The organism is Ruegeria sp. CF5 (assembly GCF_056537325.1).
Map to the genome: position 1 here is coordinate 1 of NZ_JBQFRI010000022.1, position 6,225 is coordinate 6,225.

A 6,225-nucleotide genomic window follows, 5' to 3' on the forward strand; every position below is an offset into this window, starting at 1 on the left:
TGGGTTCATCGACATTTTGACATTGGCGAGATCAACACCGCTACCGTCCGCTTTAACGCGGACCTTCACATTATAGTCAATCACGCGTTTGACAGGCACGAGTACCTTCATTTTTGCGCTTGCTCCTTACAAAAACGGTAAGCCGCGTCGCGACTCCACCAATGCTCTCGCGGGTGTAGATAGCGTCTCGCGCATCGCTGCAACAGGGCAAAATCGTCACGTCGTGGCTTCCAGACGTCGCGTTTCAGTATTTTTTTGCCTGAGAAGCGGGAATCGAGCCTCAAGGTGCGGGTTTGGCCCGCTGCAAGGGGGCCAACGGCATCAGTTTGTCCTGAGGCTTAACTCTCTGAATACTCAGCCCGGCGCCGCGTTCGGATCAGCGGTTTGCCCCCGGAACCCACAAAACATCGTCCCGCCCACCGTTATTGGCGCAACGTGCCGCGACAAAGAACCAGTCGCTCAGTCGATTGAGGTATTTTACGCTGGCCTCGTTGACCGGCTCCATGTTGGTCAGCTCGACGGCAAGACGTTCCGCCCGGCGTGAGACGGTGCGGCATACGTGCAGATGCGCGGCCAGCCGGGACCCGCCTGGCAGGATGAAGCTGCGCAGCGGTTCCAGAGATTCGTTCATTGCGTCAATTTCAGCTTCCAGCCGATCGGTCTGAGAGGCAACCATGCGCAGAGGCGGATAATCAGCCTCGGCGTCCTTCTCCATGTCCGGGCGGCACAGATCCGCGCCCAGATCAAACAGATCATTCTGAATGCGGGCAAGTGCTGCATCCACATCGCCGTCAGCTTCCAGCCGGGCGACACCGACATGGGCGTTCAACTCATCCACGGTGCCATAGGCCGTAACGCGACCGGAGTATTTGGCGACACGTTCGCCATTGCCCAGCGCGGTTTTCCCGTCGTCGCCGGTGCGGGTATAGATCTTGTTCAATACGACCATCTATTGCACTCCTTGTCCGCGCAATACGACGTAGAGCACGATTAGCACTACGGCAATGAACTGAAACAGGATGCGCAGCCGCATCATCTTGTTGCTTTTCTTTGCGGCATCGGTGCCGCTTTTGCCAAAGTTGGCGATGCCCATCGCCAGTACGGCGACGACCGCCGCCATGGCCATGAGCAAGATGACCATCATCAGGTCCATAACATTACCGTCCGCGATTAGTGTTGCGCCTGACCCCATCTAGCCCCGACAGGGCAAAAAGCGAACCGGTAATTTCGTCTCAGATATCCGACAGGATGCGATCGATGGCACCTGTGGGCAGAACCCGGCGCAGGTAACCCGCGATATAGGTTGGCGTCGTGACATAGTATCGCGAACGGGGGCGCCGGGCTTCGACGGCGCGGGCAAGCTTGTCTGTGACGGCCGAGGCGGGCAGCTCGAATCTGTCCGGTCCCGAATCCTCGTAAAGCCTTTTGAGCAGCGAATTTTCGTATCTTTCGCGCAGGGCGGAATTTTCCCAGTCAATAAAGCGCTCAAAGATCGGGATCGCCTTCTCCCGCAACTTGGACGTGATCGGCCCGGGTTCGATCAGAATGACCTTGATGCCGGTGTCCCGCAGCTCAAGCCGCATGGTGTCGGTCAGCCCCTCGACTGCGTATTTGGTGGCGACATAGGCCCCGCGCCAGGGAAACGCGACCAGACCCAGCACCGACGAACACTGAACGATTCGCCCGTGGCCCTGCGCGCGCATGACGGGAATCACCTGCCGCGTCAGTTCGTGCCAGCCAAAAACGTTGGTCTCGAATATATGGCGCATTCCGTCGGTTGGCACATCCTCGACCGCGCCGGGCAGGCCATGCGCACCGTTGTTGAACAGGGCATCCAGCGTGCCGCCCGTTGCCTCAAGAACCTGTGCCAAACCAGAGGTTATGCTGTCCGCGTCAGTGTAATCGATCCGGGGGCTGTCAAAACCTTGCGCCCGCAAGCGATCACAATCGCGCTGCTGCCGGCAGGATGCAAAAACACGCCAGCCACGCGCACGCATACCGTGTGCCGCGTCCTGACCGATACCGGATGAGCAGCCAGTGATGAGGATGGATTTTTGCATGACATTCCCGAAAATGAACCTCGCCCATAGCTATTGCGAGGTTCGGAACAGAGCAATGACACCTCTGCGTCAGTCGTTGATTTTCCGGATGAGGGACGCTGAAATCCATCCAACGTGTCGCTCGGGCAACACGCGCAGGCGCAGCCAGCCGGTACCCGGATCATGCAGCACCTCGACTTTCTGTCCGATGGTGACCTTGGCGATGATCGGATAGATCGTGCCAGGGCCGTCGCGCATGTTCACCCGTGTACCAGATACCTCGCGGATGTCTTTGACAGGCTCGGCCGCTACAGGCGGTTCCGCAGGTTCCGGCTCTGTTGGGGTGATCTGCTGCAGTCCGGCAGCGCCCTGCTCCAGAGAGGCCAGCGTCAGCCCGGTGGTCTGAGTGCCAAAAAGGGATGCCCCTGAATTCAGACTGCTGGCAGCCTGGGCCAGCAAGGCGATCGATTCTTCCGTCGTGACCGGCTCGGGTTCCGGTGCGACTTTCGGCACAACCGGGGTAGCGGGTTGCAGGACGGTTTTGGTTACCAACTCTTCGGCTTTCGGGGAAACCAGAGGGGCAGGTGCGGGTTTCGGGGCCTCGGCCACTTGTTCCGGAACGGGTGCGCGCTCTCCACGTGGGGCAAAATCCGGCCCTCCGCTCATGACATAGAAAACCCAGCCAAGTGCAGCAAACGTAAGAACTATGAGGCGCTTCATGGCGCTTCCCCCGACAATCAGAAAAATCAAAAAATTGCAGCAGTACAATCAGTGAAATCTTACCATATTTTGGACGATGAGTCGAAAAAGCGGGGAAATCCGGGACTTGTCTCCCCCTGTTGCAAAAAGCGCGACTTGTCCCCAGCAAAATATGCTGTGCTTGCTTTACCAGCGGGCTCTTGCGGCGTATCACATCATATATGAACGATACGATCGACGACCCCAATATGGAGACCCCTGAGAACGGGGGCGAGATAGCCGAGCCATTGCGCCGCGCGATTGGCGAACGCTATCTGACCTATGCGCTGTCCACCATCATGCACCGGGCGTTGCCCGATGCGCGCGACGGATTAAAGCCAGTTCACCGGAGAATCCTCTACGCGATGCGCGAGCTGCGACTCAGTGCAACCGGTGGATTCCGTAAGTCTGCCAAGATCTCCGGTGACGTGATGGGTAACTATCACCCGCACGGTGACGCCGCGATTTACGACGCGATGGCGCGTCTGGCGCAGGACTTTAACGTCCGTTATCCGCTGGTCGACGGGCAGGGGAACTTTGGCAATATCGACGGCGACAATCCGGCGGCCTCACGTTACACCGAAGCGCGGATGACCATCGTGGCCGAGGCGCTGCTCGAGGGTTTGAACGAAGACGCCGTTGATTTCCGCGATAACTATGATGGCACGCTGACAGAACCCGTCGTGCTGCCTGCGCAGTTTCCAAACCTGCTGGCCAATGGCGCCAGCGGAATCGCGGTGGGCATGGCGACGAATATCCCGCCCCATAACATCGCTGAACTCTGCGATGCCTGCCTGCATCTGATCAAAACACCTGATGCACGCGACGACACGTTGCTGAACTACGTGCCCGGTCCGGATTTCCCGACCGGCGGCGTAATCGTCGAGCCGCCCGAGAATATCGCCCAAGCCTATCGTACCGGGCGCGGCTCGTTCCGGCTGCGCTGCAAGTACGAGGTCGAGGATCTGGGTCGCGGCCAGTGGCAGATCATCGTCACCGAGATTCCCTATCAGGTTCAGAAATCCAAGCTGATCGAAAAGATCGCCGAGCTGATCCAGACTAAGAAAATCCCGATCCTCGCTGATGTGCGCGACGAATCCGCCGACGACATCCGCCTGATCCTTGAGCCACGTTCTAAAAATGTGGACCCCGAGGTTCTGATGGGCATGCTCTATCGCAACTCGGACCTCGAGGTGCGGTTCAGCCTGAACATGAACGTGCTGATCGACGGCGTGACGCCCAAGGTCTGCTCGATGAAAGAGGTGCTGCGCGCCTTCCTCGATCACCGGCAAGAGGTGCTGCTGCGCCGCTCGCGCCACCGTCTGGGCAAGATCGACCATCGTTTGGAAGTGTTGGAAGGCTTTATCGTCGCCTTCCTGAACCTCGACCGCGTGATCGACATCATCCGCTATGACGACGACCCCAAAGCCGCGCTGATGCGCGAAGATTGGGGCATCGACCACGTTCGCGCCACCAACGAGACCGACTACGTTTCACCCAAGCCAGGTGAGGGCGAACTGTCCGAAGTTCAGGTCGACGCGATCCTCAACATGCGCCTGCGCAGCTTGCGCCGTCTCGAAGAGATGGAGCTGGTGCGTGAGCGTGACGAGTTGATGCTGGAACGCGCCAATCTTGAGGACCTGTTGGCCGATGAAGGCCTGCAATGGGCCAAAATCGCCGAGCAGTTGAAAGAGACCAAGAAAACCTTCGGCAAGGATTACGAAGGCGGCGCGCGCCGCACGCAGTTTGCCGAGGCCGGAAATGTCGAAGAAGTGCCGCTTGAGGCGATGATCGACCGCGAGCCGATCACGGTCGTCTGCTCTCAGATGGGCTGGATTCGCGCGATGACCGGCCATATCGACCTGAACCGCGAATTGAAGTTCAAGGACGGCGACGGCCCGCGCTTTATCTTCCATGCCGAGACGACCGACCGCCTGCTTGTCTTTGCCTCGAACGGGCGATTCTACACGGTCAGCGCCGCCAATCTGCCCGGCGGGCGGGGCATGGGTGAACCGCTGCGCCTGATGGTCGACCTGCCGAACGAGGCGCAGATCGTCGATATCCTGATCCATAAGCCGGGGCGCAAGCTGCTGGTGGCCTCGGATGCGGGCAACGGCTTCATGGTGCCCGAGGACGATGTTCTGGCCCAGACCCGAAACGGCAAGCAGGTGCTGAACGTCAAGGGGGACGAAACGGCCATGATCTGCAAACCGGTCGCCGGTGATCACGTCGCCGTCGTTTCGCAGAACGGAAAATTCCTTGTGTTCCCGGTGTCCGAGCTGCCCGAGATGACACGCGGCAAAGGTGTACGCCTGCAAAAGTACAACATGGCCCGCGGGCGTCAGGGCACGCTGGAACTGGATGGTGGCCTGTCCGACCTGACGACCTTTGACTGGGAGGACGGTCTGAAATGGTCCATGGGCGGTGACAAGACTCGGCACGAGGCAGACCTGTCACAGTGGCTGTCCAAACGCGCAAGCGTCGGGAAAAAGCCACCCTATGGCTTCCCGCGTGACTATAAGTTCTCCTGACCAAAATACGCCAGTAGGTCAATTTTTGCTGACACGGCTTGGCACAGGCCGTGTCGGTGCGCTACATCGTTAAAAAACGGACCTGTCGAGACAAGAGAATGATCCGAATACTGACGCTGACCGCTGGACTGGCCCTGCTTGGGGCCTGCGCGCCGACGCTTGTGGACGAAGCTCCTGAAGAATTGGGCGAGTTCAAGCTGCGCGTGAATTACGCATTTGCCGACAAGGCCGTTCAAGGGCCGGTGTCGCGCGACGCCACACCGCAGGAATGGACCAGCGCCATTCAGAATGCCGTGGATATCCGGATGGGCCGCTATCAGGGGTCGCAGGAATATGACATCGGTATCAGCCTCGAAGGGTACATGCTGGCGCCCCCGGGTGTGCCGGTTCTATTCAACCCCAAAAGCACGGCCATCGTTCTGGTCAACGTCTACGACGTCGAGCGCAAGGAATTCCTTGCCAAAGGCGAACAAATGCAGGTCCTCGAAGATACGACCGGGGAAAGCGCTCTGAAAGGTTCCGGCCATGCCCGCACCAAGGAAGAGCAGATGAACGGGCTGGCCCTGAAAGTTGCCGACCGGGTCGAGGAGTGGATCGCCGAAGAACACAAGGCGAACGGCTGGTTCGACAAGCGCCCCGAGGTGCTGCAACCGGTCGAAATCGGGCAGTCGTCACCGAATCCGGTACAAGGTTAGGTATTTCCCTCAGGATGTGCTTGATTTTCTCCTTTGAACCCAATATCTCGCGCGCGCAGATGTAACCTACGGGACCAAGGGTCCCCCAAATCGCAAAAGGGCGCCTGAGGAATGGCAAAGGAAAAGTTTGAGCGTACAAAACCGCACGTCAACATCGGCACGATTGGCCACGTTGACCATGGTAAAACGACGCTGACCGCAGCAATCACCAAGTATTTCGGC

7 protein-coding genes and 1 pseudogene are annotated in these 6,225 nt (G+C 58.9%); 3 read left to right on the top strand and 5 right to left on the bottom strand.

The annotated features are described in order from the left end of the window. The 5 genes and pseudogenes from ACR0NW_RS23840 to ACR0NW_RS23860 all read right to left on the bottom strand — a co-directional run. Positions 1–111: pseudogene (locus ACR0NW_RS23840) on the bottom strand (electron transfer flavoprotein subunit beta/FixA family protein); the annotation flags it as partial. A gap of 265 nt (positions 112–376) precedes the next feature. Further along, a complete protein-coding gene (locus tag ACR0NW_RS23845) occupies positions 377–949 on the bottom strand; it encodes a cob(I)yrinic acid a,c-diamide adenosyltransferase (protein WP_480453285.1) in 573 nt (190 codons plus the stop codon). Continuing rightward, positions 950–1,153 (bottom strand): twin transmembrane helix small protein, encoded by a 204-nt coding sequence (locus ACR0NW_RS23850; RefSeq protein WP_170657638.1) that lies wholly within the window; start codon positions 1,151–1,153, stop codon positions 950–952. 79 nt (positions 1,154–1,232) lie between these two features. Next, positions 1,233–2,060 carry an SDR family NAD(P)-dependent oxidoreductase gene (locus ACR0NW_RS23855; RefSeq protein WP_170657636.1) on the bottom strand — a complete coding sequence of 276 codons (828 nt, stop codon included), beginning with the start codon at positions 2,058–2,060 and terminating at the stop codon, positions 1,233–1,235. Positions 2,061–2,129: 69 nt separating this feature from the next. Beyond that, positions 2,130–2,759 (bottom strand): SH3 domain-containing protein, encoded by a 630-nt coding sequence (locus ACR0NW_RS23860; protein WP_480453284.1) that lies wholly within the window; start codon positions 2,757–2,759, stop codon positions 2,130–2,132. A 200-nt stretch (positions 2,760–2,959) separates the two neighbouring features. On the opposite strand from ACR0NW_RS23860, the gene parC reads away from it, so the two are divergent. The 3 genes from parC to ACR0NW_RS23875 form a co-directional block, all read left to right on the top strand. Continuing rightward, positions 2,960–5,308, top strand: coding sequence for a DNA topoisomerase IV subunit A (gene parC, locus ACR0NW_RS23865; RefSeq protein ID WP_480453283.1), 2,349 nt, complete (start codon positions 2,960–2,962; stop codon positions 5,306–5,308). Between the two features lie 98 nt (positions 5,309–5,406). Then, on the top strand, positions 5,407–6,003 hold the full coding sequence (locus ACR0NW_RS23870) for a hypothetical protein (RefSeq protein ID WP_480453281.1): 597 nt from the start codon (positions 5,407–5,409) through the stop codon (positions 6,001–6,003). A 111-nt stretch (positions 6,004–6,114) separates the two neighbouring features. Next, on the top strand, positions 6,115–6,225 hold a 111-nt coding region (locus tag ACR0NW_RS23875), incomplete at its 3' end, for a GTP-binding protein (RefSeq protein ID WP_170744588.1).

Bases quoted from the DNA above. Each gene is read 5' to 3' on its own strand.
- ACR0NW_RS23845 (WP_480453285.1), bottom strand. From the start codon at position 949: ATGGTCGTATTGAACAAGATCTATACCCGCACCGGCGACGACGGGAAA.
- ACR0NW_RS23850 (WP_170657638.1), bottom strand. From the start codon at position 1,153: ATGGACCTGATGATGGTCATCTTGCTCATGGCCATGGCGGCGGTCGTC.
- ACR0NW_RS23855 (WP_170657636.1), bottom strand. From the start codon at position 2,060: ATGCAAAAATCCATCCTCATCACTGGCTGCTCATCCGGTATCGGTCAG.
- ACR0NW_RS23860 (WP_480453284.1), bottom strand. From the start codon at position 2,759: ATGAAGCGCCTCATAGTTCTTACGTTTGCTGCACTTGGCTGGGTTTTC.
- parC (WP_480453283.1), top strand. From the start codon at position 2,960: ATGAACGATACGATCGACGACCCCAATATGGAGACCCCTGAGAACGGG.
- ACR0NW_RS23870 (WP_480453281.1), top strand. From the start codon at position 5,407: ATGATCCGAATACTGACGCTGACCGCTGGACTGGCCCTGCTTGGGGCC.